Here is a 23,612-nt window from a genome sequence, read left to right as displayed (position 1 = left end):
CGCACAAAACCGGTGGGAGCGGGCTTGCCCGCGAAGAGGCCCTGACCTTCACTGCAAATGCCCAACTGTCGAGCCCCGTACAATCAACCGCGCCGAAAAGTCCAGCGTCCGCACCGGCCCGGCATCCCCGCGCAAGCGCTTGAGCAAACACTCGAACGCACTCGCGCCTATCTCGGCGGTCGGCTGCGCAAGCGCAGTAATCCCGCTACCGACCAGCGGATACCAGTCCAGATCATCCAGCGCAATTAGCCCGACATCCTCAAACAGATTGCACTGAAGCTCGCGCAACGAATGGGTGCTGGCCAGCGCCGCAATGCCATTGGCGCAGAACAGCGCTTTCGGTCCACGGCCTGGGGTGTTCAGGAAGTTTTTCAGTTGTGCAGTCAATTCGGTGCCGGTTTCCACCACCGCGCCGGTCAGCGCGGCACGCTGCGCAATCTGCGCCTTGAAACTGCTGACCCGCTCGATGCGTGAACTGGTGCCGTCAAACGGCTCGGTCACCATGAGCACATCGCGATAGCCACGTTCCTGCAAATGGGCGAGGGCCATTTCCACTGCCGCCGGGTTGTCCAGCCCGACCAGATCGCTCTCAAGCTGCTCGACCTTGCGATCGACCAACACCATCGGCATTTCCCGATGCAGTTCGCGCAGTTCCTCACGGTGATGGCCGAGGGTGTTCACGATCAGACCTTCGATGTTGTAAGAGCGCAGCAGTTGCAGGTGCTGACGTTCCTGCTCGTCATCGCGGTCGGTGTTGCACACCACCAGGCTGTAGCCGTGCTGACGGCAGGCGGTTTCCACCCCGTGCATCACGGCAATCGAATAGGGGTTACGGATATCGGCCACCAGCATGCCGATCAGCCGGGTTCGCCCGCGTTTCAGGCCACGGGCCATCTGGTTGGGGCGATAGCCCAACTCGGCGATCGCCTGCTCGATGCGCAGGGCAATGGCATCGGAGAGCAGGGCGCGGTCATCGCCGATGAAGCGCGAGACGCTGGCCTTGGACACGCCTGCGTGCTCGGCGACGTCAAGCATGGTGACGCGGCTGCGCTGGGCGATGGAGAAGTCATTCACGGGATGGACCTTGTTATTGGAAGTATCGTCGGTCATTTCGACGCTGAAACCGGTTTCAGATAACCCGATTAACCGCTTGTTCGTCAAGTTTGCTCGCAGCAATCCACCGCCAGACGGCCGATTAATCCGACAGACGGTTGACGAACCTGTCAGATATGACAGTAGCCAGGTCCAGGGCGCAGGCGCCTAATTTATCCACTACTTTGTCGCTCGCAGCTTGCATGACTGCGCGATCCATCTGGAGAGGATGTGACGATGCCTGAGGCCACGCAAAAGATCATCGCCGCGGCTCTGACAATCGATGGCGTCAGCGACACCGATCCGGACGGGCTAATACCGGCAGATAAATTGCTGACAGGTACCACAGGAAGAATACCGCGCTGGCTGAACTTCCCGGCGCCCCCCGCCCCCGGACAACCCGCCGACTACACGAAACTCTATGTTTACTGGAAACAGAACGGTGTCGACACGCTGATATTCAGTGCGACCTACACACACGTCGACGACAGACCTGAATTCACGTTTCCAATCACACCACAACAAATGAGCGTTAATGGTGTTGCGTATATTTACTACGTGTTGGAAGGCGTTAGCGGTAACGAAGATCCATCGCCAGAAAGAAAGTTGACCGTTGATCATTCCGTCGTGCCAACGTTCGCTGAGCCGCAGTTCCCGGATGCAACGATTTTCGGTTATCTGAACTGCACTTCGGTAAAGCCCGTCTTTGAAGGCGTGAGAGTCAGCATCCGGCCAGAGAATGGTTTTGCTGTGTTGGACGAGTGTGTACTCATCTGGCAGGGTTTTGAAAATTTAAATGGCACCGGGGATGAACTGACCCCACCGCACGAGTTTCGTCGCGTCATCAATCAAGCTGACGTAGATAATGGTTTTATTATGTTAATCCCCTTCGATCCTTATGTAAGACCCATGGTCGACGACGACTCTGCTACTGCGCGATACACCATGTATCGCGCAGGAGTGCGCCTGGGTGTGTCGTTTAAGGGGCTGGTCAAGATAGACCGAACATTGCCGGGTGGAACATTGTGTGGAGGGCCTGCCTGAATAGCTGCGTAACGAATGAAAATGAAGTGTCTGTTTAAATGAAGTGTCAGGGTTTTTGCATTAATCATTTAATAGCGATGGAGACCGCAAGATGACCATTCAACATAAACTCGGCAGAAATGAACGTTTATCCTTACAGGAAGTTGGAAAGCGCTCACGTCTGGCACTGCGAACCTCCGATGTCGGGGTCGGTATTCTATTGGCAGATCCAGAAGTGGTCGGAATAATTGTCGATAATCTGATTCCAATAGCCATCCTGGACCCCGGCCCCTTACTGGTACGTGTCAACACCGGTACGTTTCCTGACCCTCAGGATGGCGATGAATATGAACTGTGGCTGCGCAAAGGACCCGGAGACGGAGGAATTATGGTCGCCGATGATACCTTCGGACCTGTTGCCGGGCGTCCCGCGATCGTTGATATTGAAGTGGTTACAACGTCGTTAGATGACGACGATCTTCCAAAAGCTTCAACGTTGTACGAGATTCAGTTGGCTCTTTATAAAGGCACCAATGGCAACGAAGATCTTTCAGGTTGGGTGCCTATCGAGATTGACCGTTTTGCGCCCGTGCAAGACAAGGATACCGGTTACAGGGGGCAGCCCGACAGAATCGTTTATAGAAACTTACCGTCCCCTCCGATCATTGACGATGATTGGATGAACAATAATCCGACACTCGAGCTCACCATCGGCATTGCTTATGATTTTTATCGACCGGATGACACTGTCAATATTTATATTGACACGGCTTACGGCTCGACGATCGCGCCCGTGTATACCGGTGCCTTGGCATCCAGCACAGTCTCTGTTCCAAACACTGGCCTTCCCACCAATAACGGCCGTTTTTTCATTTGGTACACGTTGACCGATGTAGTGGGCAATGTGAGTGAGCGGTCTTTTTCCCTTTTCTTCGATGTTGCCCGCCAGCCGCCACCAGCACTTAGAGAGATGAATATTCCCAAGGGTATTTTGCCGGACGTCATTGACCTGGAGGACATACAAACTCCCGTTCATGCACACGTCTTGTATACCACCAATGGGCAGCCAACCGACTTGATTAACGCGCATGTTGGCCTCGTGGGTGCCACCTCCCTGAGTTTGGGTACTCAGCCATTAGGGAATCTACCCGGACCGCTTCAATTTCTGATTACCACTAACAGGTTGTTGCAGTTATGGGGTGCATCCACGGCGCAACTGCCGATCGAAGTCAGTTACCGGTTCAATCGGGGAGTTGAGCCGCCTCGCGATTCGGCAGTTACACCGTCGGCTCTTGATTTCTCCTATAGAGGCCCAGTGAATCCGACGTTTCCTGATCTGGAAAATCCCAATATGACCCAAGTCACCGTCTTAGGGGATTCCCGGACTCCCAATCACATTACCGCCGCTGATCGTGGTAAAGAGGTGGAAATTAGCACGCCCATGGTTGAGCTACCCGTTACCTGGACGCCGATTGGCGATGAGACTGTTCGCCTGTGGTACAACGGTGTTGACGTCCATTCGGAGTTGCTGAGCTCTACGCCGACGTTATTGAAGGTCGACGTGCCCGCCAGTGTTATCGATGCTGCCGGACCTGGTACAAAAATCGCCTATTGGTCTGTTGAGGAAACCGGTGGGCGTAACGTCATGAAATCATTACCCACGTCGGTCCTGGTTGATGCTGTTCTCGTCGTATTACCCCAACCCACCGTGCGACTCTTTAACGGGTTTGTATCCTGTCGCTACCTGGAAAGACCCGATTTCCAGTTGCCCGTGACGGTGCCAATTGACGTCGGCAATATGCCAACAGGTACAACAGTGACCGTGCGCTCTGTCGGGACTAGCGATGCGCTCGGTTTGGTGGAAATCCCGGGTACAGAGTTTTCGGCGCCATACACGATTAACGGTTCGGAAACAGGGGGGATCTTTGTACTGAATATCCAGCCGTACCTGACCAAGCTGAAACCTATTCAACCGCCCGCCAGTTCAGGTCTGCCGAACGGATATATAAAAATCTGGTATGAAATCACGATCGGTGGCGTGGTGAATCCATCAACCGAGTTTTTTAATGAAGTTTCACTGCTTAACACCAGTAACAACTATTGCGATGGGAGCCCTGTTAACTAAATAACGAACAGAAGCTCTGGATGTATCTATCGGAGGGGGGCAGTCCCCCTTCCGATTTCTCCGTCTGCCGGGCACCTGTTCCTACTGCACAACAGGATAAATCCTACATACGTGCGGTTGGTTAGGCTGTAGTTTGCCCGAGCTAAAGAAAAGCGACTTGCTCATTTGGTCGGCTTTGTTGTTCCTAAGTACGCGACACATGGGGATTTTTTTTATATGAAGCTCAAAAAACACGGGTGGCAACCAGCGTCGTCTTTAATCTGCCAGGGCACGTCATCTCTTTGTTTTCTGTTTTTATTCTCGGAACTCGCCAGTGCCGGACAATTAGTGGGCACCAGTCAAACCATTAGCAACGGGGCTGCGGTAGAGGCGTGGACACTCACGCAAAACGCAACATTGACCGTTGATGGCGCCCAAACGCTCGGCGTCAGCGCGGCACAATCCACATTGAATGCCAGCGGCGCAACGACACAACAGATTTCAGCCTCCGATGGCTCGGCTGTGACCCTGGTCAATACGACGGTAAACGGTGGGAACGCCCGCGCTGCCCTGGAGTTGATCAACAGCAATGCTGCGATCAGCGGTGGCACTACCATCAGCAGCAATCGACTGGGCTTGCAAGCCGCGCGCAATGTCGCGACGTCCACAGGTTCCACGGTGACCGTGAACGACAGCACCATCACCGGTGTGACCGGTGGCGCACGTGCCACGGCTTTCAGCACCCTGGAGTTCTCCAACTCGACGATTGAAGGCACCGGCACTGGCAGTGTTGGCCTTTCGCTATTGAGTGGCGCAGCAACCGCCAGCAATAACACTCACATTATTGGTGCTCTGAACGGTGCGTCGCTTGGCATTGAGAGTGCCGGCCCTATTGGCAGCCAGCTACAGCTGGACCAATCGAGCGTAGAAGGCAAAAGCGGTTCGGCCATTTTAGTGAATTACGCTGGCGTGGCAGCGCCCGCTACGCAGATCAACGTGCTCAACGGTTCGACATTGACCGGTGGCAACGCTACGGTGCTCGAAGTCAGCGGCGCGAGCGACGTCGTCATGAATGTGGGGCGTAGTGATCTGACAGGAAACGTCGACATTTCGGGCAATAGCACCACCGCGCTCAATTTCACCCAAGGCTCGCTAGTCGGAAATGTGACGGCCGATACCGGCAGCACGGCCACAGTGGCCTTGCAGCAAGGGTCGCAGTTGACCGGCACTCTGAACAATGTCGGTTCGGCCACTATTGATGCCCAGTCACGCTGGAACATGACGGGCAACAGTCAGGTCGGTGACCTGGCGCTCAACGGCGGTACTGTGAAATTGGGTACCGATAACGCCTTTCACCAATTGGACGTCACCAACCTGTCCGGCAATGGCCGGTTTGAATTGAACACCAACTTCGCGACGAACCAGACCGACTTCCTCAACGTCACAGGCACCGCGACGGGCGACCATCAATTGTTGATTGCCAGCAGTGGCAGCGAACCGGCCAGCGGGCAACCTGTCCAGGTGGTCCATACCGCTGCGGGCGATGCCAATTTCTCGCTGAGCAACGCCAACGGCGTGGTTGACCTGGGTGCTTTTTCCTACGGATTGACTCAAGCCGGTACCACTAACGATTGGTTTCTCAACCCGACAGCACAGGGCGTCAGCCCATCCACGCGAGCTGTCACGGCGCTCTTCAACACCGCGCCGACGGTGTGGTACGGCGAACTCACTTCATTGCGCAGCCGCATGGGGGAGTTGCGCTTCAACACGGATAAGTCTGGCGTCTGGTTCCGGGCTTATGGCAACAAGTACAACGTCAATGACGCATTCGGTGACGGCTATCGGCAAACCCAACAAGGTTTCACATTGGGCGCCGATGCACCGCTGCCCTTGGGTGACGGCCAGTGGTTGCTGGGTGTGATGGGCGGCTACAGCACGTCGGACCTGAGTTTGCACGGCGGTACTTCCGGCACGATAAACAGCAGCTACCTGGGTACTTACCTGACCTGGATCGATGATGCCACGGGCTTCTACGTCGACAGTGTGCTCAAGCTCAACCGCTTCCAGAACGACGCCAAAGTCGGGATGAGCGATGGTACACGCGCCAAGGGCGACTACGACAACACCGCCCTCGGTGGTTCGGTAGAGTTCGGCCGTCATATCAAACTGGATGATGGCTATTTCGTCGAACCTTTTACTCAGTGGTCCGCCGTGGTTATTCAAGGCAAGGATTACGACCTGAACAATGGCTTGCAGGCTGATGGCGATCGTACCCGCTCCCTGCTTGGCAAGGTCGGTGGGACGGTTGGTCGCGATATGCAGCTGGGCAATGGCATGCAGGTACAGCCGTATGTTCGAGCGGCATTGGCCCATGAGTTTTCAAAGAACAATGAAGTGAAGGTCAACAATAACGTGTTCAATAATGATCTTTCGGGGTCCAGGGCCGAGTTGGGCGCGGGCCTCGCCATTAACATGTCGAAGAACTGGCAAGCCCATGCGGAGATCGAGTATATGAATGGCAATAACATCGAAATGCCGATAGGCGGCACTATCGGCGTCCAGTTCAAGTGGTAGCAAAGCAACAACGAAATCTGCTTGGGTAGTTGCCAAAAAACCAACGTAAAAAGCCTTGATGTTCAGTCAAGGCTTTTTTTATTCCGGTACTTCAACAGAACACCTAATGCACCTGATGTTTCATCCTTTACCCACCAGCAACGTATCGTAGTGACCCCTGCACAGGTAGGTGTTGCCACTTTGGTCGGCTTTGTCGATATCCGCATTAAACGAGCCAACAAATGTTTTGGTGGTGGAGTTGAACGTGTACTGGATGGTGCCGGTTCTGGCGACCTGTAACGTTGGATTCTGTATATCCGAATAGTCGTTAAAGTGCAGAGAAACCTCATCATCGCTGTCAGTGATTTTTCCGATGACTTTGCCTTCGTCGCTGTCTTTGCAAAAACTGATGGTGAACGTCTTAGTTGCATCGTCTGTTCGGTCTGTCGCTACGATGATCCATACATCACCTCGTCCGGGAGTGTTTCCGCTCTTGAGTTCGGTAAACGTGGCGCTGAAGGATGAACCATCTTCAAGGTTGGCAGTGAAATCTTCTCTTGGGTTTTCGAGTTTCAAAGCTGCGGTGCTCATGAGTAAATCTCCATGATCTTTTGACGGAATGGACCACGTGGCGTTGATATATTTAATGCATGGGGCGCAGTTATATAAGGCTAATAATTACGCGTTGTAAACTGTCAAATATAACAGGTAGGCAGTGCGTAATTTTTATGCTTGAAATACGTCGCTCCGGGCCATTTTGAACAGCCCGGTTTTTGAGTAAGAGCTTTTTTCGATGACTCGAAGGTTAGTTCACGGATCAACCGAACAACCCTGCGGCGATGTTGATCGAGAAGCCAAGTATGGCGGTGTTGAACAGAAAGCCGATCAGCGACTGCGCCAGCACAATCTTGCGCATGTCCCGGGTCGCCACGCCAACATCCGCGGTCTGAACCGCCACGCCGATGGTGAAGGAGAAATACAGAAAATCCCAATAGTTAGGGGTTTCCAGCCCTTCGGCAAAACGCAGCGCCAGGCCCTTGCCGCTCCATGTGTAGAACAGCCGGGCGTAATGCACGCTGAAAATCACGCCGATCAATAGCCATGAACCGATGATGGTCAGCGCGGTGAAACCGTAATGCAGCAGCTTGCCACTGGTTTCCAGGTCTTTGCTGCCGGCCAGTTCAAAGGTGATGGTGGCCAGGCTGGCAATCGCGGCAATGCACACCACAAAGAGCACCAGCCCGGCATTTTCGTCTTCGATTTCGGCAATCCGTTTCACGTCCGGGGCTTTGGCCCGTGTGGCGAGCCACACCATCAGGATCAGGTAGGTCCAGACGCCGGCATTCCAGCCGATGAGGATTTTGCTGATTATCGAATCGGCCGGGGCCAGAATGCCCGCCGCGACGCCGAGGGTGGTGGCGGCGGACAGGCGAGGGTGGGTACGGGCGAGGAAGGGCATGTGAGCTCGATGGGCCAAAGTATGCAAACACCTTAGCCCAGTGACGTCGATTGTGACCACAACCCAGAAATCAACCAGAGCGAAAGGTGGGAGCGGGGCGGCGGCGGTCTAATCTTCTTTATGGCGTTTGCGCACGAGTTTCATCACCACCACAAAAAACACTGGCACAAACACCACCGCCAATGTCGCCGTGATCATCCCGCCAATCACCCCGGTACCGATCGCCTGCTGACTGGCCGAACTGGCGCCCGTGGCAATTGCCAACGGCACCACGCCGAGGATGAACGCCAGTGACGTCATCACAATCGGTCGCAACCGCAGGCGCGCGGCTTGCAGCGTGGCATCGATCAGGTCGTGGCCTTCGTCATACAAGGTCTTGGCAAACTCGATAATCAGAATCGCGTTCTTCGCCGACAGGCCAATGATGGTGATCAGTCCGACTTTGAAAAACACATCGTTGGGCATCCCGCGCAAAGTGACGGCCAGTACCGCACCGAGCACACCGAGCGGCACCACCAGCAACACCGACGTCGGAATCGACCAGCTTTCATACAGCGCGGCCAGACAGAGGAACACGATCAGCAGCGACAGACCGAGCAGGATCGGTGCCTGACTGCCGGACAAGCGTTCCTGCAATGACAACCCGGTCCATTCCTGACCTAACCCTGGCGGCCCCATCGCCACCAACCGTTCGATCTCCGCCATCGCCTCGCCGGTGCTGTGACCCGGCGACGGTTCGCCGGAAATCGCAATCGCCGGATAGCCGTTGTAGCGCGTCAACTGCGCGGGCCCCTGGGTCCATTTCGCCTGAACGAAGGCCGACAACGGCACCATTTTCCCGCTGCTGTTGCGCACGTGGATTGTCAGCAGGTCGGCGACCTGACTGCGCTGGTCGCCTTCGGCCTGGACCACCACCCGCTGCATCCGCCCCTGATTGGGGAAGTCGTTGATGTAGGCCGAGCCGACCGCAGTGGACAGCACGTTGCCAATGTCGGCGAAGGACACGCCCAGCGCGTTGGCCTGCTTGCGGTCGACCTCCAGTTGCACTTGCGGGGCTTCGGCCAGCGCGCTTTCACGCACGTTCATCAGGATCGGGCTTTTCTCGGCGGCGGCAAGCAATTCGCTACGGGCCTTCATCAGCGTGGCATGGCCCAGCCCGCCACGGTCTTGCAAGCGGAACTCGAAACCGCTGGACGTGCCAAGACCGTCAACCGGTGGCGGCAAAACCGCGAAGGCCACAGCGTCCTTGATCTGGCTCAGCGCAATATTGGCGCGATCGGCGATGGAACTCGCCGAGGCGTCGCTACCGCGCTCGGACCAGTCCTTCAGCGTGGTAAACGCGAGTGCGGCGTTTTGCCCGCTGCCCGAGAAACTGAAGCCGAGAATCACCGTGCTGTCGCCGACACCGGGTTCCGTCGCGTTATGGGCTTCGATCTGCTCCACGACCTGCACCGTACGGTTTTTGCTCGCCCCCGGTGGCAGTTGAATATCGGTGATGGTGTAACCCTGATCTTCGGTCGGTAGAAACGAGGAGGGCAGTCGACTGAAGCACACGCCCAGGCCGATCAGCAGCACACCGTAGATCAACAGGTAACGACCGCTGCGCTTCAGCGCATAGGCGACCCAGCCTTGATAACGCTCGGTCAATCGTTCGAAAACGCGGTTGAACCAGCCGAAGATCCCGGTCTTTTCATGATGCTCGCCCTTGGCAATCGGCTTGAGCAACGTCGCGCACAGCGCTGGGGTCAGGGTCAACGCCAGAAACGCCGAGAACAGAATCGAGGTCGCCATCGACAGCGAGAACTGTCGGTAAATCACCCCGACGGACCCTTGCATGAACGCCATCGGGATAAACACTGCCACCAGCACCAGGGTGATACCGATGATTGCCCCGGTGATCTGCTTCATTGCCTTGCGCGTCGCTTCCTTGGGCGACAGCCCCTCAGTGACCATGATTCGCTCGACGTTCTCCACCACCACAATGGCGTCGTCCACCAGAATGCCGATGGCCAGCACCATGCCGAACATGGTCAGCACGTTGATCGAAAACCCCAGCGCGAGCATGGTCGCGAAGGTGCCCATCAGCGCCACCGGCACCACCAGCGTCGGGATCAGCGTGTAGCGGATGTTCTGCAGGAACAGGAACATCACCGCAAACACCAGCAGCATCGCCTCGCCAAGGGTGTAGACCACTTTGGTAATCGAGACTTTGACGAAAGGCGAGGTGTCGTAAGGAATCTTGTATTCGACGCCCACGGGGAAGTAGCGCGCCAGTTCGTCCATCTTCGCCCGCACCAGCGTGGCGGTGCTCAAGGCATTGGCGCCGGGCGCCAATTGCACGCTGACGGCGGTCGAAGGTTTGCCGTTCAGACGAGTGCCGAACTGGTATTCCTGACTGCCGATTTCGACCCGCGCGACGTCCTTGATCCGCACCGTCGAGCCGTCGGGATTGGCTTTCAACACGATGTCGGCGAATTCTTCCGGCGTCGACAGCTGGCCCTTGACCAGAATGGTCGCGGTGATTTCCTGCGTGGTGCGCGTTGGCAAATCGCCGATGCTGCCAGCGGACACCTGAGCGTTTTGCGCGACGATGGCGGCGTTGACGTCCGCCGGGGTCAGGTTGAAACCCACGAGTTTGCGAGGGTCGATCCAAATCCGCATCGCCCGCTCGGCGCCGTACAACTGGGCTTTGCCGACGCCGTCCAGGCGCTTGATTTCGTTCATCACGTTGCGCGCCAGGTAATCGCTGAGCGCGACGTCGTCGAGCTTGCCATCACTGGAGGTGAGGGTGATCAGCAGCAGGAAACCGGCGGAGACTTTCTCTACCTGCAAGCCTTGTTGGTTGACCGCTTGCGGCAGGCGCGATTCCACGACTTTCAGGCGGTTCTGCACATCGACCTGAGCCATTTCCGGGTTGGTGCCCGGTTGAAAGGTGGCCTTGATGGTGGCGCTGCCGAGGCTGCTCTGCGATTCGAAATACAACAGGTGATCGGCGCCGTTGAGCTCTTCCTCGATCAGGCTGACCACGCTTTCGTCCACGGTCTGCGCCGACGCGCCGGGGTACACGGCATAGATTTCGATCTGCGGCGGCGCGACGTCGGGGTACTGCGCCACCGGCAACTGCGGAATGGCCAGGGCACCGGCCAGCAGGATAAACAGGGCGACCACCCAGGCGAACACCGGGCGATCGATAAAGAACTGCGGCATAAAAAAGCGTCCTGCTTACTGACCAGAAACCTGGGCAAGTGGAAGAGGGGAGTTGTCGACCTGGACTTTATCGCCGGGTTTGGCGTGTTGCAGGCCTTCAGTGACGATGCGGTCGCCGGGCTTGAGCCCACCGGTGACGATCCAGCGATCGTTCTGCACCGCGCCCAGTTCCACGGTTTGTTGACCGACCCGCTGCTCCGCATCCAGCACCAACACCTGGGCAATGCCGGCACTGTCACGCTGGACGGCCCGTTGCGGCACGCTGATGCCTTGCTGATTCACCCCTTGCTCCACGCGCACGCGCACGAAGCTGCCGGGTAACAAATCCAGGTCCGGGTTGGGAAATTCGCTGCGCAGGATGATCTGCCCGGTACTTGGGTCGACGGTGATGTCGGTGAACAGCAACTTGCCCGGCAATGGATACAAGCTGCCGTCGTCTTGGATCAATGTGGCTTTGGCCTGGCCCTGGCCCACTTCCTGTAACTGCCCGGAGCGGAACGCGCGGCGCAAGTCGTTGAGTTCGCGGGTCGATTGGGTCAGGTCGGCGTGGATCGGGTTCAACTGCTGGATCAGTGCCAGCGGCGTGGTTTCGTTTTGCCCGACCAGTGCGCCTTCAGTGACTAATGCGCGACCGATGCGCCCGGAAATCGGCGCGGTGACGGTGGCGTAGCCAAGGTTCAGTTTGGCCCGCTCCACGGCGGCCTTGTTGGCGGCAACGTCGGCGGCGGTTTGTCGGGCGCTGGCCCGCGCATTGTCGTAATCCTGGCCGCTGATGGCGTTGCCTTCGATCAGTTGGGCGTACCGCTGCTCTTGCAGTCTGGCCTGGAAAGCATTGGCCTCGGCTTTGCGCAGCGACGCTTCGGCGCTGTCCAGGTCCGCCTTGAACGGTGCCGGGTCAATGCGAAACAGGACGTCGCCCTTTTTCACGTCGCTGCCTTCGTGGAAGGCCCGCTGCAAGACCACGCCAGCAACACGGGCGCGGACTTCGGCGATGCGCGGCGCGGCAATCCGCCCGCTCAGCTCGCTGCTGATCGACAGGGGGCGGGCTTCGATGGTTTCGATCCGCACGGTCGCCAGCGGCGCCTGTTCTTCAGCGTTCGAGGACTTGTCACAAGCGCTCAGCGTCAGCGCCAGTGCCAGCAGGCTGAGCTTGGCAAGCAGGTTCTTTGACATGTAACTACCCCAATAATGACTGCCCGCATATTACGGGGAGCCGCCGAGGGTAGCGGTGAAGCTTTGTTGGTGCTGTGTGAAATTGTGTAAGGGTTTTACTCCGGCGGGCGTGAGGGCGTATATCCTTCGCAGCTTGATTGCTTTTGCGAAGCCGGGACCGCCTTCGCGAGCAAGCCCGCTCCCACAGTTATCTGCAGGTGTTCACATAATTTGTGCGCACGATAGATCTAATGTGGGAGCGGGCTTACTCGCGAAGAGGCCGGCCCGGTCGCCACCGAACTCCCTGGAAACACCCATGCCCAACATCCTCCTGGTCGAAGACGACACCGCGCTCTCCGAACTGATCGCCAGTTACCTGGAACGCAACGGCTATAGCGTCAGCGTGATCAGCCGTGGCGATCACGTGCGCGAACGGGCGCGGGTCAATCCGCCGGACCTGGTGATCCTCGACCTGATGCTGCCGGGCCTCGACGGCCTGCAAGTCTGCCGCTTGCTGCGCACCGATTCGGCGACGCTGCCGATCCTGATGCTCACCGCCCGCGATGACAGCCACGATCAGGTGCTGGGCCTGGAAATGGGCGCCGACGACTACGTCACCAAGCCGTGCGAGCCCCGGGTGTTGCTGGCCCGGGTGCGAACGTTGCTGCGCCGCAGCAGCCTCAGCGAGCCGCAAGCCGCGAACGACCGCATTCTGATGGGCAACTTGTGCATCGACCTGTCCGAGCGCACCGTCACCTGGCGCGAACAACTGGTCGAGTTGTCCAGCGGTGAATACAACCTGCTGGTGGTGCTGGCCCGACACGCTGGCGAAGTACTGAGCCGGGATCAAATCCTGCAACGTCTGCGCGGCATCGAATTCAATGGCACCGACCGTTCGGTGGATGTGGCGATTTCCAAACTGCGACGCAAGTTCGACGACCACGCCGGCGAGGCGCGCAAGATCAAAACCGTGTGGGGCAAGGGCTATCTGTTCAGCCGTTCCGAGTGGGAATGCTGAGGCCATGTTCAGGATTCTGTTTCGCCTGTACCTGGTGACCATCGTCTCGTTCAGCGCGGCGATTTACCTGGTGCCGGACCTGGTGATCAAGGTGTTCCATGAGCGCTTTGTCACTTACAACCTCGATTATTCGCGGGGGCTGCAAACCCTCATCGTCAAACAGTTTCACGCCGTACCCCCAGCGCAATGGCCAGCGTTGGCGGTCGAGATGGGCAAGGATTTCGAACCGCTGCAGATCGTCCTGAGCGGCAACGACGATCCTGGCTTCACCGCCCTTGAGCGCGAGCGCCTGCAACGCGGCGAAAACGTGGTGCGCATCGGCGACTGGGGCTGGCGCACCCTGGCCGTGGCGCCGCTGGACGGGCAGACCGTGGTGCAAATGGTCGTGCCGCCGGACCCGATGGACGTCAGCCTGTTGTACTGGAGCATCAACGTGCTGATCGGCGCGACCATGCTCGCCTGCCTGTTGCTGTGGTTGCGCCCGCACTGGCGCGATCTGGAACGCCTCAAAGGGGCTGCCGAACGTTTCGGCAAGGGTCACTTGAGTGAGCGCACGCAGATTTCCCGACACTCCAACATCGGCAGCCTGGCCAATGTGTTCGACACCATGGCCGGCGACATCGAAAGCCTGCTCAACCAGCAACGCGACCTGCTCAACGCCGTCTCTCACGAATTGCGCACACCGCTGACACGCCTGGATTTCGGGCTCGCCCTGGCGCTGTCCGACGACTTGCCGGCCGCCAGCCGCGAGCGCCTGCAAGGGTTGGTCGCGCATATTCGGGAACTGGACGAATTGGTGCTGGAGTTGCTGTCGTACAGCCGACTGCAAAATCCGGCGCGCGTACCGGAGCGGGTGCAAGTCTCGCTCGACGAATTTATCGACAGCATTCTGGGCAGCGTCGACGAAGAACTGGAGTCGCCGGACATCGTCATCGACGTGTTGCTGCACGGGCAACTTGAACGCTTCACCCTCGACCCCCGGTTGACGGCCCGGGCCATTCAGAACCTGTTGCGCAACGCCATGCGCTACTGCGAAAAGCGCATCCAGATTGGCGTGCAGGTGTGTCCGAAAGGCTGCGAGATCTGCGTCGATGACGACGGCATCGGCATCCCGGAGTTCGAGCGAGAACGGGTCTTTGAACCGTTTTATCGGCTGGACCGCAGCCGCGATCGGGCGACTGGCGGGTTTGGCCTGGGGCTGGCCATCAGCCGCCGGGCGCTGGAGGCGCAGGGCGGAACCCTCACGGTCGAGCCATCACCGCTCGGTGGCGCACGTTTCCGCTTGTGGCTGCCGGCGCAAGCCTGATGCGGCTATGGCGTCATGCACTCAGCCGGCTGCGCAGCAATTTGGCCATTTCGTCCAGTTCCGCCGCCGGGTTATGCCCGATCAGCATCCACGCATGCTCCATGTCCGCCCAGTAGACGACGTTCATCTCGTGCCGCTTCTCATGGGCGAAATGACGGCTGCCGCTGTTGGAGCGGGTCGCGCACAAGGCAATCGGGCCGTGGGCCGGGTCCAGATAGGTAATCTGGGCGATGGGCACGCCGTCGTACTCAAGGATTTGTGCGCGCTTGAGTTCGGAGCGCGGTAACGCCAGTTTCGCCAGCGACAGGTTCAGGCCCAGACGCGCGTCGATGGTTTGCAACTGCGCTCGCTGCGAGGCTTCGTCGCCCGCCAGATGCTCCAGGGTTTGCGGCACGTAAAGCGACATATAGTCGGCCACCAGCCCACGCCAGTTTTCCTTTTGCTGACTGCTTTGCCAGCCAAGGAACAGTCGATCCGCCAGCACGCCACTCACCACCAGGCCCGCCGCAGCCGCGAGGAACCAGCGGCGACTCAGGGCCGGGCGCTCAGGCGGCGGCAAGGTATCGAGCATCGATTGCAGGCGATGCACCGGAGCCTGTTGCCCCAGCTCGTCATAGGCGGCCGTGAACGGCAGGCTGCTGCGGGCCAGCCATTGCAGGCGCAGGTTAAGCGCCGAGTCATCGGCAATGGCCGCGTCGATGTGCGAGCGCTGGTCGACGTCGAGCTGGTCGTCGAGGTAAGCCACCAGTTGCTCATCGGAGGGTGGCGCGCGGTCGTTCATCGACGTTCTCCCGTGGAAGGGTTGGGGACCGCCTGCAACGGCGGGTATTCGGCCAGCTTGACGCGGGCGGCGGCGAGGCGGCTCATGACCGTGCCGATGGGGATTTGCAGCACGTCAGCGACTTCGCGGTACGACAGGCCTTCGACATACGCCAGGTACACCGTCTCGCGCTGAGCCTCGGGCAGGGCGTCGACGCGCCGGATCACCTGGGCGGCCAGCACGTGGGTTTGCGCCGCGGATTCTCCGTCAAACGACAACTGACTGTCGGCATCGACCACGCCCTGGCCCTGACGCACCCGCCGGGCGCGCACTTCGTTGAGCCAGATCGAATGCAAAATGCTCAACAGCCAGCGATCCATGCGCGTGCCAGGGATAAATTGGCCTGCACGCTCGAGCGCGCGCACGCAGGTGGCCTGCACCAGGTCTTCGGCGACATGCCGTTGCCGCGACAGCACCAGGCCATAGCGCCACAAACGCGCTAAATGCTGGCCCAACTCTGTGCGTATTGCCTGATCGCTGGCGATAGCGACCTCCGTCTGCTCGGTGTGTCAGGTTTTCGATGAGTCGTTGATGGCTTCGGCCAGGTCCTGGTATTCCTCGCAGGTGTTGCCGCAGATCGATTTGATCTCCTGCAATTGCTCTTGCGCCAGGTCCAGGCGTCCCTTGATCACATACGCTTCACCGAGGTATTCGCGAACTTGCGCGTACTGCGGATCCAGTTTGACCGATTGCAGGTAATAGCCGATGCCTTCATCGGTGCGCCCCAGTTTACGCGTGGCGTAACCGCGATAGTTGAGTGCCTTGGCGGTGTTGGGATTTTTCAGGGTGTCGAGCAGCGCCAAGGCTTCCTCATAACGTCCATCCTTGGCCAGGCGATAGGCGTAATCGGTGCGGTCGGCATCCGGCACCAGGCTGCTGGTCTGCATCACGCATTTCTGCGATTTGGTGTCGAAGACCTGGCCTTTGGGGCAGTTGGGTTTGGCCGGGGCGTCATCTTCGCCATTGGCCATGGCCAGCGAACCGGACAAGGCGACAGCGAGCAGCAGCGGGGCGGTGAGCACAGCAAATCGGATCGTCATGAGCAAAGCTCCACAGGTCATTTCGTTTCAGTTTGAACCACGCCCCGGCAGCATCCGGCGCAAGGTGTCATCGCGCAGGCCGTAATGGTGAACCAGCGCCATCACCGCGTGTAGCCCGGCCAGAATCACGATGGCCCAAGCCACTTGTTCGTGCAGACCGCCGAACACCGACTTCATGCTTTTATCGAACGTCAGCAAGGTTGGGACATCGAACAGGCCGAAAAAGTTGAAAGGTTCTGCCTGCGCCCAGCGAAACAGAAAGCCCAGCACAATCTGGCTCAGCAGCAGGGCATAAAGCGCCCAATGCGCGGTTTTCGCGGCAAGGTTCATCACCCCGGAATTGGCCGCTGGCAAGCGGCGGCCATGGGTCAGGCGCCAAAACAGGCGGCCGACGACCAACACCGCTAGCAGGATGCCGCAAGAGATGTGCAGCGCCTGCAATTCCTTGCGCAGTGGCGTGCCTTTGGCCAGTCGTTCCCAGATCTGGGCGCTGGCGAACATGCCGATCACCAGCAGGGCGGTCAGCCAGTGCAGGCTCATCGTCAGGCGGTCGTAACGGGGCGGCGAAGTCAGGTTCAGTGGGTTCACGGGCAATCCTCAAGGGGCGTTGTGGAAAGAACACCGCAGCGTGAACAATTATTCATTTCTTTGTGGCGATATCTGCGCCGACAGCGCAAACCGAAACGCTATGCTCCTTGGCATTCGTTGTCCATCGGGAGAACTGCCATGAAAGATCAGGTCCATCACTCGGCGGCGGCCGGCTTCAAAACCGGCGCCGACAGCTATGTCAAAGGTCGCCCGGACTATCCGCCGCCAGTGGCCGACTGGCTGACGGGCACCCTTGGCTTGAACGCGGACAAAACCGTGATCGACCTCGGCGCCGGCACCGGCAAATTCACCGGGCGGCTGGTGGCGACCGGGGCGCAGGTGATTGCCGTAGAACCGGTGGCGCAGATGCTGGAGAAATTGTCGCTGGCGTATCCAGACGTGTTGGCGGTCAGCGGCACGGCGGCCGATCTGCCGTTGCCGGACGCTTCGGTGGATGTGGTGCTTTGCGCCCAGGCGTTTCACTGGTTTGCCAGCACCGAAGCGCTGACCGAAATCGCCCGCGTATTGAAGCCCGGCGGCAAATTGGGGCTGGTGTGGAACCTGCGCGACGCCAAGGTCAGTTGGATGCCGAAACTCGATGCGATCATCAGCGCCCTGGAAGGTGACACGCCGCGCTATTACACCGGTGCCTGGCGGCGGGCGTTTCCGCATGAGAAGTTCGGGCCGTTGCAGGCGCAGCATTTCAGCCATGCGCATACCGGGTCGCCGGAAGATGTGATTTTCAATCGGGTGCGCTCCATCAGTTTTATTGCGGCATTGCCTGAGGCGCAGCGAGCGAAGGTGGATGAGCAGTTGCGCATGTTGATTGCCGGGGAGCCGGAGTTACGTGGCAAAGATCGGCTGACGGTGCCTTATGAGACGGTGGCGTTTGTCGCGGTGAAGGGCAGTTGATCGGCGGTGCGGCCTTCGCGGGCATTGCAGTCACCACACACCTCTGACCAGTCCGGCTTTTGGCCGAACCACTGCCTTACTCCCTCCGTCGCTGCCTTGTTATAGTCCGGCCCTCATTTTCTGCCCGGTAAAAGGATCACTGCCATGTCTCAGTACACCGCGTTCACCGTCGAACTCGCCGACAACATCGCCCATGTGCAGATCAATCGCCCGGAAAAGATCAATTCGATGAACGCCGCGTTCTGGAGCGAGATCATCGAGATTTTCCAGTGGATCGACGACACCGACGAAGCGCGGGTCGTGGTCCTCAGCGGCGCCGGCAAACATTTTTCCTCCGGCATCGACCTGATGATGCTGGCTGGCGTGGCCAATGAACTGGGCAAGGACGTCGGGCGCAACGCGCGCTTGCTGCGCCGCAAGATCCTCGCCCTGCAAGCGTCGTTCAATGCTGTCGATAATTGCCGCAAGCCAGTGCTGGCGGCGATTCAGGGTTATTGCCTGGGTGGCGCCATCGACCTGATCGCCGCGTGCGACATGCGCTACGCCGCTGAAGACGCGCAATTCTCGATCAAGGAAATCGACATCGGCATGGCCGCTGACGTCGGTACCCTGCAACGCTTGCCGCGGATCATCGGTGACGGCATGCTGCGCGAACTGGCTTACACTGGTCGCACCTTTGGCGCCGAAGAGGCGCGCAGCATCGGCCTGGTCAATCGCGTTTACAGCGACACCGCGAGCCTGCTGGATGGCGTGCTGGGCATCGCCCGCGAGATCGCCGGCAAGTCGCCGATTGCGGTCACCGGCACCAAGGAAATGATCAGCTACATGCGCGACCATCGCATTGACGACGGCCTCGAATACGTCGCCACCTGGAACGCCGCCATGCTGCAATCCACTGATTTGCGCGTGGCCATGGCCGCCCACATGAGCAAACAGAAACCCGAATTTCTGGACTGATTAACCATGACTTCACGCTGGACCACCGCAGTACTGGACACCGACACACCCGGCGGCTGGGCCGTGGCGCGCAGCCCCGAAGGCTTTCTGTTCGATGACAACGGCGCGCTGTTCCCCCGGGAATGGCTCAAGCGCCAGGATTTGTCGATTCTCGCTGAACATGGCATCGGTCACCTCGACGGCGAGCCGGTGTACCTGCTGGAGTTGCGCAGTCACAGCGAAGTGCCGGGTTGCAACTGGAAAGGTCTGCGGGCGTTCATGCTCGACGGTGATCACACGGTGTACAAAGTGCTCGGCTACGCTGCGCAAATCGGTACCTGGTACCGCGAGCACCGTTTCTGCGGCAACTGCGGTCAACCCGCGCAACAGGTGCCGCGCGAGCGCGCGATGCACTGTCAGTCGTGCGACTTGCGCTATTACCCGCGCATTTCGCCGAGCATGATCGTGCTGGTCACCCGTGGCGATGAAGTGCTGCTGGCGCGCTCACCGCGTTTTGTCAGCGGGGTCTACAGCACGCTGGCAGGGTTTGCCGAGCCGGGCGAATCGGCCGAAGAGTGCCTGATTCGCGAGGTGCGTGAAGAAGTGCAGATCGAGGTCCAGAACATCCAGTACCTGGGCAGCCAGTGCTGGCCGTTTCCGCACTCGATGATGCTCGGCTTTCATGCCGAATACGCCGGTGGCGAGATTGTCTGTCAGGAAGACGAGATCGAAGACGCCCAGTGGTTCAACGTGCACGCGCTGCCGCCGTTGCCGGCGTCACGCTCGATTGCCCGGTACCTGATCGACGTCTACGTGGCGCGGCGTCTAGGCCACGCTGAACCAGTGCTGCCAGGCTAGGCGCACGGTCAACCCGAGCACCACGGTGATGAACACCGGACGAATGAATTTGGCTCCGCCGCTGATGGCGGAGCGGGCGCCGAAAAACGCGCCGACCATCACCGACAGGCCCATGCTCAGGCCGATAACCCAGTCCACTTGCCCCGAAAATACGAACACCGACAGCGCCGCAATGTTGCTGACGAAGTTCATGCTGCGCGCCACGCCGCTGGCCTTCACCAGATCGATCGGGTACATGAGCAGGCTGCTCACGGTCCAGAACGCCCCGGTGCCGGGCCCCGCAACACCGTCGTAGAAGCCCAGGCTGAAACCCTGGGTCGATTGCCACTTTTTCCTGATCGGCGCGTTGCTGTCCAGCGGCGCCTTGGGCGTGCCGCCGAACAACAGGTACAGGCCGCAGGCGAAGACGATCACTGGCAGCATCTTGTTCAGCCATTCCGCCGGCAAGAAATGCGCGACGACGGCACCGGTGAGCGCGCCGATCAGCGTGCCGACGATGGCGTGCACCCATTGGCGAGGGTGGAACAGCTTGCGCCGGTAGAAGGTGAAACTGGCGGTGGCCGAGCCGAAGGTCGAACTCAGTTTGTTGGTGCCCAGTACCAGGTGTGGCGGCAGGCCGGCGGTCAGCAAGGCTGGCGTGGTCAGCAGGCCGCCGCCGCCGGCAATGGCGTCGATGAAACCGGCAATGAAGGCGACGACGGCCAGAATGGCCAGGGTGGAGAGGTCAACGCTGAGTTCGAAAGGCATGGAAATCGGCTTATTCGGCGGGTGCAGCACGTGCTGCGGAAAGGGCCGATATCTTAACCATATCCAGACGCTGCGGCGACCGGTCTTGCTTCATCGCGAGCAGGCTCGCTGCCCCATTTGCATCAGCGTCTACAGGCCCAGGTCGGACAAGCCCGGATGATCATCCGGCCGGCGCCCCAGCGGCCAGTGGAATTTGCGCTCGCTTTCCTTGATCGGCAGGTCGTTGATGCAGGCAAACCGGTTGGCCATCAACCCGTTGTCGTCGAACTCCCAGTTTTCGTTGCCGTACGAGCGGAACCAGTTGCCCGAGTCGTCGTGCCATTCGTAGGCGTAACGCACGGCGATGCGGTTGCCGGTGAAGGCCCAGAGTTCCTTGATCAGTCGGTAATCGAGTTCCTTGGCCCATTTGCGTGTCAGGAAGGCTTTGGCTTCTTCGCGGTTGTGGGCAAACTCCGCGCGGTTGCGCCATTGCGTGTCCAGGGTGTAGGCCAGCGACACGCGCTGCGGGTCACGGGAGTTCCAGCCGTCTTCGGCCAGGCGCACTTTTTCGATGGCCGACTCGCGGGTAAACGGCGGCAATGGCGGACGAACTTCGACGTTAGACATAAACAGTTTCCCTCTCAAAAGTTAAGTTCATGACACGGTGTCGGCTTATCGATGGGTTACAGGTTGAGTAACTTTCGTGCCACGTATTGCGCCTGATCGGCGGCCGTGTGATCACCCATTACAAGTGCGACGGTAATGGCGCCGTCGATCAGGATCAGCAGCTGTCTGGCCAGTGAGTCCGGGTCGCTTGCGCCGTGTTCGGTGCACAACTCGCGCACGTAGTCGAGCAACTTCTGTTTGTGCTCTTTGGCGACCTGGCGGACCGGGTCCAGAGGGTCGCCGGTTTCACCGCTGGTGTTGATGAATGCGCAGCCGCGAAAGCCTTCGGAGGCGAACCAGACCTTGAGCACGGTGAACAGGTTCAGCAGGCGCTCGGCGGGCGTTTCAGCCTGATCGACGGCGTTTTTGTACCAGTTCATCCAGCGCACGTCGCGGCGTTGCAGGGCGGCGACGGTCAGCTCCTCCTTGTTGGCAAAGTAGCGGTAGATACTTTTTCTGGAGACACCGGCGGTCTTCACCAGAAGCTCCATGCCCGTGGCGGCGATGCCACTTTTATAGATCAGCTTTTCGGTGACATCCAGAATGATGTCGCGTGTGTCATTGCGGGTCGGTTCGTTCATGTGGCGAACAGTAGAACGGTCGTTCTTCTTGTTCAAGCGAGTATTTGCCGGCCACTAAATCGCCATCGTCGGAACGCCGCTCGGAGCAAGCTCCCACCGTTTGAAATGCATTTCCCCATGTGAGCGAGCTTGCACGCGAAGAGGCCAGCACCGACACCAACAAGACCCAAACCCAACGATGGTGTAAGCTCTCGACCTATTCGGAATTGACCCTTTGCGAGCCCTATGCCGTCGCTTTTCAAACGCTCTCTGCTGCCTAAACTGCGCAGTTTTCCGCTGACCGCCGATGCCGTCACCATCCTCTCCGGCGCCGCCGAATACCGTCGTTGCCTGCTGGAAAAAATCGCCAGTGCGACCCGGCGTATCTATATCGTCGCGCTGTACCTGCAACAGGACGAGGCCGGTCAGGAAATTCTCGATGCCTTGCACGCCGCCAAACTGGCGCGTCCGCAACTGGACGTGGTCGTGGTGGTGGACTGGCTGCGCGCCCAGCGCGGTTTGATCGGCGCCGGCAAGCAGCCGGGCAACTCGGCCTGGTATCAGGAAGCAACGCGCACCCACGCCAGCGAAGTGCCGGTGTACGGCGTGCCGGTGCAAACCCGCGAGCTGTTCGGCGTGCTGCATTTGAAGGGCTTTGTGATCGACGACTGCGTGATCTACAGCGGCGCGAGCCTGAACAACGTCTACCTGCACAAATTCGACAAATACCGCTACGACCGTTATCACCTGCTGCAAAACCACGCGCTGGCCGATTCCATGCAGCATTTGATTCAGCATGGGTTGATCGCTTCCAAAGCGGTGCATCGCCTCGACCTGCCGAACCTGCCGACCACCCGCAGCCTGCGCAACGACATCGGCGATTTGCGCAGCCGCCTCAAACACGCGGCGTACGACACCACGGCAGGCAGCACGGAGAAGGGCGGCTTGTCGGTGAGCCCGTTGCTCGGTGTCGGCAAGAACAACCCGTTGAGCCGGGTGATTTGCGAGTTGATCGCCAGCGCCCAGCATCAGCTGACCATCTGTACGCCGTATTTCAACCTGCCGCTGGCGGTGACCCGCGAGATCAACCGGGCCTTGGGCCGTGGCGTGAAGATCGACATCGTGGTCGGCGACAAGACCGCCAACGACTTCTACATCCCGCCGAGCGAGCCGTTCAAGGTGATTGCCGCGCTGCCGTACCTGTACGAGATCAGCCTGCGGCGCTTCGCCAAACGCCATCAGCACAGCATCGACAGCGGCAAGTTGAACCTGCATTTGTGGAAGGAAGGCGACAACACCTATCACCTCAAAGGCATGTGGGTCGACAAGCGCTACACCTTGCTGACGGGCAATAACCTCAACCCGCGCGCGTTTCGTCTGGATCTGGAAAACGCGCTGCTGATCGATGACCCGAAAGGCGAACTGCTGGAGCCACGCAATAAGGAACTCGGCGAGATTTTCCAGCACACCACGCGTATCGCCCGCTATCAGGACCTGGAAACCCTGCTGGACTATCCGGCAGCAGTGGCCAAGTTCCTCAAGCGCGTCAGTCGGGTGCGGATCGAGCGCTTGCTCTATCGGATGCTCTGAGG

At 59.1% G+C, this 23,612-nt stretch carries 21 protein-coding genes; 9 read left to right on the top strand and 12 right to left on the bottom strand.

Annotated elements, in window-relative coordinates; all coding sequences use genetic code 11:
- Positions 1 to 48: 48 nt before the first annotated feature.
- The gene (locus ACQKP4_RS01955; protein ID WP_427629997.1) at positions 49 to 1,074 is read right to left on the bottom strand and encodes a LacI family DNA-binding transcriptional regulator; all 1,026 of its coding nucleotides are present in this window, start codon (positions 1,072 to 1,074) and stop codon (positions 49 to 51) included.
- Between the two features lie 255 nt (positions 1,075 to 1,329).
- On the opposite strand from ACQKP4_RS01955, the gene ACQKP4_RS01950 reads away from it, so the two are divergent.
- The 3 genes from ACQKP4_RS01950 to ACQKP4_RS01940 all read left to right on the top strand — a co-directional run bounded on the left by ACQKP4_RS01950 (position 1,330) and on the right by ACQKP4_RS01940 (position 6,793).
- Positions 1,330 to 2,136, top strand: coding sequence for a hypothetical protein (locus ACQKP4_RS01950; protein ID WP_427629899.1), 807 nt, complete (start codon positions 1,330 to 1,332; stop codon positions 2,134 to 2,136).
- A 91-nt stretch (positions 2,137 to 2,227) separates the two neighbouring features.
- The gene (locus tag ACQKP4_RS01945; RefSeq protein WP_427629897.1) at positions 2,228 to 4,240 is read left to right on the top strand and encodes a hypothetical protein; all 2,013 of its coding nucleotides are present in this window, start codon (positions 2,228 to 2,230) and stop codon (positions 4,238 to 4,240) included.
- 216 nt (positions 4,241 to 4,456) lie between these two features.
- Entirely contained in the window at positions 4,457 to 6,793 is a 2,337-nt protein-coding gene (locus ACQKP4_RS01940) for an autotransporter outer membrane beta-barrel domain-containing protein (RefSeq protein WP_427629896.1), read from the top strand.
- Positions 6,794 to 6,913: 120 nt separating this feature from the next.
- Here ACQKP4_RS01940 and ACQKP4_RS01935 read toward each other — a convergent pair whose 3' ends face one another.
- The 4 genes from ACQKP4_RS01935 to ACQKP4_RS01920 form a co-directional block, all read right to left on the bottom strand.
- On the bottom strand, positions 6,914 to 7,363 hold the full coding sequence (locus tag ACQKP4_RS01935) for a hypothetical protein (RefSeq protein WP_427629894.1): 450 nt from the start codon (positions 7,361 to 7,363) through the stop codon (positions 6,914 to 6,916).
- 226 nt (positions 7,364 to 7,589) lie between these two features.
- Positions 7,590 to 8,231: a DUF1345 domain-containing protein gene (locus ACQKP4_RS01930; protein WP_427629893.1), complete on the bottom strand. Its 642-nt coding sequence runs from the start codon at positions 8,229 to 8,231 to the stop codon at positions 7,590 to 7,592.
- A gap of 108 nt (positions 8,232 to 8,339) precedes the next feature.
- Entirely contained in the window at positions 8,340 to 11,438 is a 3,099-nt protein-coding gene (locus ACQKP4_RS01925) for a multidrug efflux RND transporter permease subunit (protein WP_427629891.1), read from the bottom strand.
- Between the two features lie 15 nt (positions 11,439 to 11,453).
- A complete protein-coding gene (locus tag ACQKP4_RS01920) occupies positions 11,454 to 12,611 on the bottom strand; it encodes an efflux RND transporter periplasmic adaptor subunit (RefSeq protein WP_427629889.1) in 1,158 nt (385 codons plus the stop codon).
- 295 nt (positions 12,612 to 12,906) lie between these two features.
- Between ACQKP4_RS01920 and ACQKP4_RS01915 the strand changes: the two genes are divergently transcribed.
- Together ACQKP4_RS01915 and ACQKP4_RS01910 are read left to right on the top strand one after the other, a co-directional pair.
- On the top strand, positions 12,907 to 13,608 hold the full coding sequence (locus ACQKP4_RS01915) for a response regulator (RefSeq protein ID WP_427629887.1): 702 nt from the start codon (positions 12,907 to 12,909) through the stop codon (positions 13,606 to 13,608).
- Positions 13,609 to 13,612: 4 nt separating this feature from the next.
- Positions 13,613 to 14,914: an ATP-binding protein gene (locus ACQKP4_RS01910; RefSeq protein ID WP_427629885.1), complete on the top strand. Its 1,302-nt coding sequence runs from the start codon at positions 13,613 to 13,615 to the stop codon at positions 14,912 to 14,914.
- Between the two features lie 13 nt (positions 14,915 to 14,927).
- Here the strand turns inward: ACQKP4_RS01910 and ACQKP4_RS01905 are convergent, their stop codons facing one another.
- From ACQKP4_RS01905 to ACQKP4_RS01890, 4 genes are read right to left on the bottom strand one after another with little or no spacing between them, the layout of a single operon-like run.
- Positions 14,928 to 15,695 (bottom strand): anti-sigma factor family protein, encoded by a 768-nt coding sequence (locus ACQKP4_RS01905; RefSeq protein WP_427629883.1) that lies wholly within the window; start codon positions 15,693 to 15,695, stop codon positions 14,928 to 14,930.
- Positions 15,692 to 16,189, bottom strand: coding sequence for an RNA polymerase sigma factor (locus ACQKP4_RS01900; RefSeq protein WP_427629881.1), 498 nt, complete (start codon positions 16,187 to 16,189; stop codon positions 15,692 to 15,694). The genes ACQKP4_RS01905 and ACQKP4_RS01900 overlap by 4 nt, the downstream gene beginning before the upstream one ends.
- Positions 16,190 to 16,243: 54 nt before the next feature.
- Positions 16,244 to 16,774: a tetratricopeptide repeat protein gene (locus ACQKP4_RS01895; RefSeq protein WP_427629879.1), complete on the bottom strand. Its 531-nt coding sequence runs from the start codon at positions 16,772 to 16,774 to the stop codon at positions 16,244 to 16,246.
- Positions 16,775 to 16,801: 27 nt separating this feature from the next.
- On the bottom strand, positions 16,802 to 17,362 hold the full coding sequence (locus tag ACQKP4_RS01890; RefSeq protein WP_427629877.1) for a cytochrome b: 561 nt from the start codon (positions 17,360 to 17,362) through the stop codon (positions 16,802 to 16,804).
- A 138-nt stretch (positions 17,363 to 17,500) separates the two neighbouring features.
- On the opposite strand from ACQKP4_RS01890, the gene ACQKP4_RS01885 reads away from it, so the two are divergent.
- The 3 genes from ACQKP4_RS01885 to nudC all read left to right on the top strand — a co-directional run bounded on the left by ACQKP4_RS01885 (position 17,501) and on the right by nudC (position 20,068).
- Positions 17,501 to 18,274 carry a methyltransferase domain-containing protein gene (locus ACQKP4_RS01885; protein ID WP_427629875.1) on the top strand — a complete coding sequence of 258 codons (774 nt, stop codon included), beginning with the start codon at positions 17,501 to 17,503 and terminating at the stop codon, positions 18,272 to 18,274.
- 144 nt (positions 18,275 to 18,418) lie between these two features.
- Positions 18,419 to 19,231, top strand: a complete 813-nt coding sequence (locus tag ACQKP4_RS01880) for a crotonase/enoyl-CoA hydratase family protein (RefSeq protein ID WP_427629873.1) — start codon at positions 18,419 to 18,421, stop codon at positions 19,229 to 19,231.
- Positions 19,232 to 19,237: 6 nt separating this feature from the next.
- Complete coding sequence (gene nudC, locus ACQKP4_RS01875; protein ID WP_427629871.1) at positions 19,238 to 20,068, top strand: NAD(+) diphosphatase; 831 nt, start codon at positions 19,238 to 19,240, stop codon at positions 20,066 to 20,068.
- Here nudC and ACQKP4_RS01870 read toward each other — a convergent pair.
- From ACQKP4_RS01870 to ACQKP4_RS01860, 3 genes are all read right to left on the bottom strand, one after another.
- Complete coding sequence (locus ACQKP4_RS01870) at positions 20,036 to 20,815, bottom strand: TSUP family transporter (protein WP_427629869.1); 780 nt, start codon at positions 20,813 to 20,815, stop codon at positions 20,036 to 20,038. The genes nudC and ACQKP4_RS01870 overlap by 33 nt on opposite strands.
- A 129-nt stretch (positions 20,816 to 20,944) precedes the next feature.
- Positions 20,945 to 21,421: a DUF1348 family protein gene (locus tag ACQKP4_RS01865; protein ID WP_427629867.1), complete on the bottom strand. Its 477-nt coding sequence runs from the start codon at positions 21,419 to 21,421 to the stop codon at positions 20,945 to 20,947.
- 56 nt (positions 21,422 to 21,477) lie between these two features.
- On the bottom strand, positions 21,478 to 22,041 hold the full coding sequence (locus ACQKP4_RS01860; RefSeq protein WP_427629865.1) for a TetR/AcrR family transcriptional regulator: 564 nt from the start codon (positions 22,039 to 22,041) through the stop codon (positions 21,478 to 21,480).
- 225 nt (positions 22,042 to 22,266) lie between these two features.
- Here ACQKP4_RS01860 and pssA point away from each other — a divergent pair, with 225 nt between their 5' ends.
- Positions 22,267 to 23,610, top strand: coding sequence for a CDP-diacylglycerol--serine O-phosphatidyltransferase (pssA, locus tag ACQKP4_RS01855; RefSeq protein ID WP_427629863.1), 1,344 nt, complete (start codon positions 22,267 to 22,269; stop codon positions 23,608 to 23,610).
- Positions 23,611 to 23,612: the final 2 nt, after the last annotated feature.

Origin of the sequence: Pseudomonas sp. NPDC086278, from assembly GCF_050280905.1 — a bacterium.
Lineage (GTDB): Bacteria > Pseudomonadota > Gammaproteobacteria > Pseudomonadales > Pseudomonadaceae > Aquipseudomonas.
Note: the sequence above shows the minus strand (reverse complement) of the source record. Positions and strands in the feature narration are given on the sequence as shown.

What these genes read in the sequence shown, in the direction of transcription:
- ACQKP4_RS01945 (WP_427629897.1), top strand. Translation starts at nt 2,228, where the DNA reads ATGACCATTCAACATAAACTCGGCAGAAATGAACGTTTATCCTTACAG.
- ACQKP4_RS01910 (WP_427629885.1), top strand. Translation starts at nt 13,613, where the DNA reads ATGTTCAGGATTCTGTTTCGCCTGTACCTGGTGACCATCGTCTCGTTC.
- ACQKP4_RS01885 (WP_427629875.1), top strand. Translation starts at nt 17,501, where the DNA reads ATGAAAGATCAGGTCCATCACTCGGCGGCGGCCGGCTTCAAAACCGGC.
- ACQKP4_RS01905 (WP_427629883.1), bottom strand. Translation starts at nt 15,695, where the DNA reads ATGAACGACCGCGCGCCACCCTCCGATGAGCAACTGGTGGCTTACCTC.
- ACQKP4_RS01895 (WP_427629879.1), bottom strand. Translation starts at nt 16,774, where the DNA reads ATGACGATCCGATTTGCTGTGCTCACCGCCCCGCTGCTGCTCGCTGTC.
- ACQKP4_RS01880 (WP_427629873.1), top strand. Translation starts at nt 18,419, where the DNA reads ATGTCTCAGTACACCGCGTTCACCGTCGAACTCGCCGACAACATCGCC.
- nudC (WP_427629871.1), top strand. Translation starts at nt 19,238, where the DNA reads ATGACTTCACGCTGGACCACCGCAGTACTGGACACCGACACACCCGGC.
- ACQKP4_RS01930 (WP_427629893.1), bottom strand. Translation starts at nt 8,231, where the DNA reads ATGCCCTTCCTCGCCCGTACCCACCCTCGCCTGTCCGCCGCCACCACC.
- ACQKP4_RS01920 (WP_427629889.1), bottom strand. Translation starts at nt 12,611, where the DNA reads ATGTCAAAGAACCTGCTTGCCAAGCTCAGCCTGCTGGCACTGGCGCTG.
- ACQKP4_RS01935 (WP_427629894.1), bottom strand. Translation starts at nt 7,363, where the DNA reads ATGAGCACCGCAGCTTTGAAACTCGAAAACCCAAGAGAAGATTTCACT.
- ACQKP4_RS01870 (WP_427629869.1), bottom strand. Translation starts at nt 20,815, where the DNA reads ATGCCTTTCGAACTCAGCGTTGACCTCTCCACCCTGGCCATTCTGGCC.
- ACQKP4_RS01925 (WP_427629891.1), bottom strand. Translation starts at nt 11,438, where the DNA reads ATGCCGCAGTTCTTTATCGATCGCCCGGTGTTCGCCTGGGTGGTCGCC.
- ACQKP4_RS01915 (WP_427629887.1), top strand. Translation starts at nt 12,907, where the DNA reads ATGCCCAACATCCTCCTGGTCGAAGACGACACCGCGCTCTCCGAACTG.
- pssA (WP_427629863.1), top strand. Translation starts at nt 22,267, where the DNA reads ATGCCGTCGCTTTTCAAACGCTCTCTGCTGCCTAAACTGCGCAGTTTT.
- ACQKP4_RS01940 (WP_427629896.1), top strand. Translation starts at nt 4,457, where the DNA reads ATGAAGCTCAAAAAACACGGGTGGCAACCAGCGTCGTCTTTAATCTGC.
- ACQKP4_RS01865 (WP_427629867.1), bottom strand. Translation starts at nt 21,421, where the DNA reads ATGTCTAACGTCGAAGTTCGTCCGCCATTGCCGCCGTTTACCCGCGAG.
- ACQKP4_RS01860 (WP_427629865.1), bottom strand. Translation starts at nt 22,041, where the DNA reads ATGAACGAACCGACCCGCAATGACACACGCGACATCATTCTGGATGTC.
- ACQKP4_RS01950 (WP_427629899.1), top strand. Translation starts at nt 1,330, where the DNA reads ATGCCTGAGGCCACGCAAAAGATCATCGCCGCGGCTCTGACAATCGAT.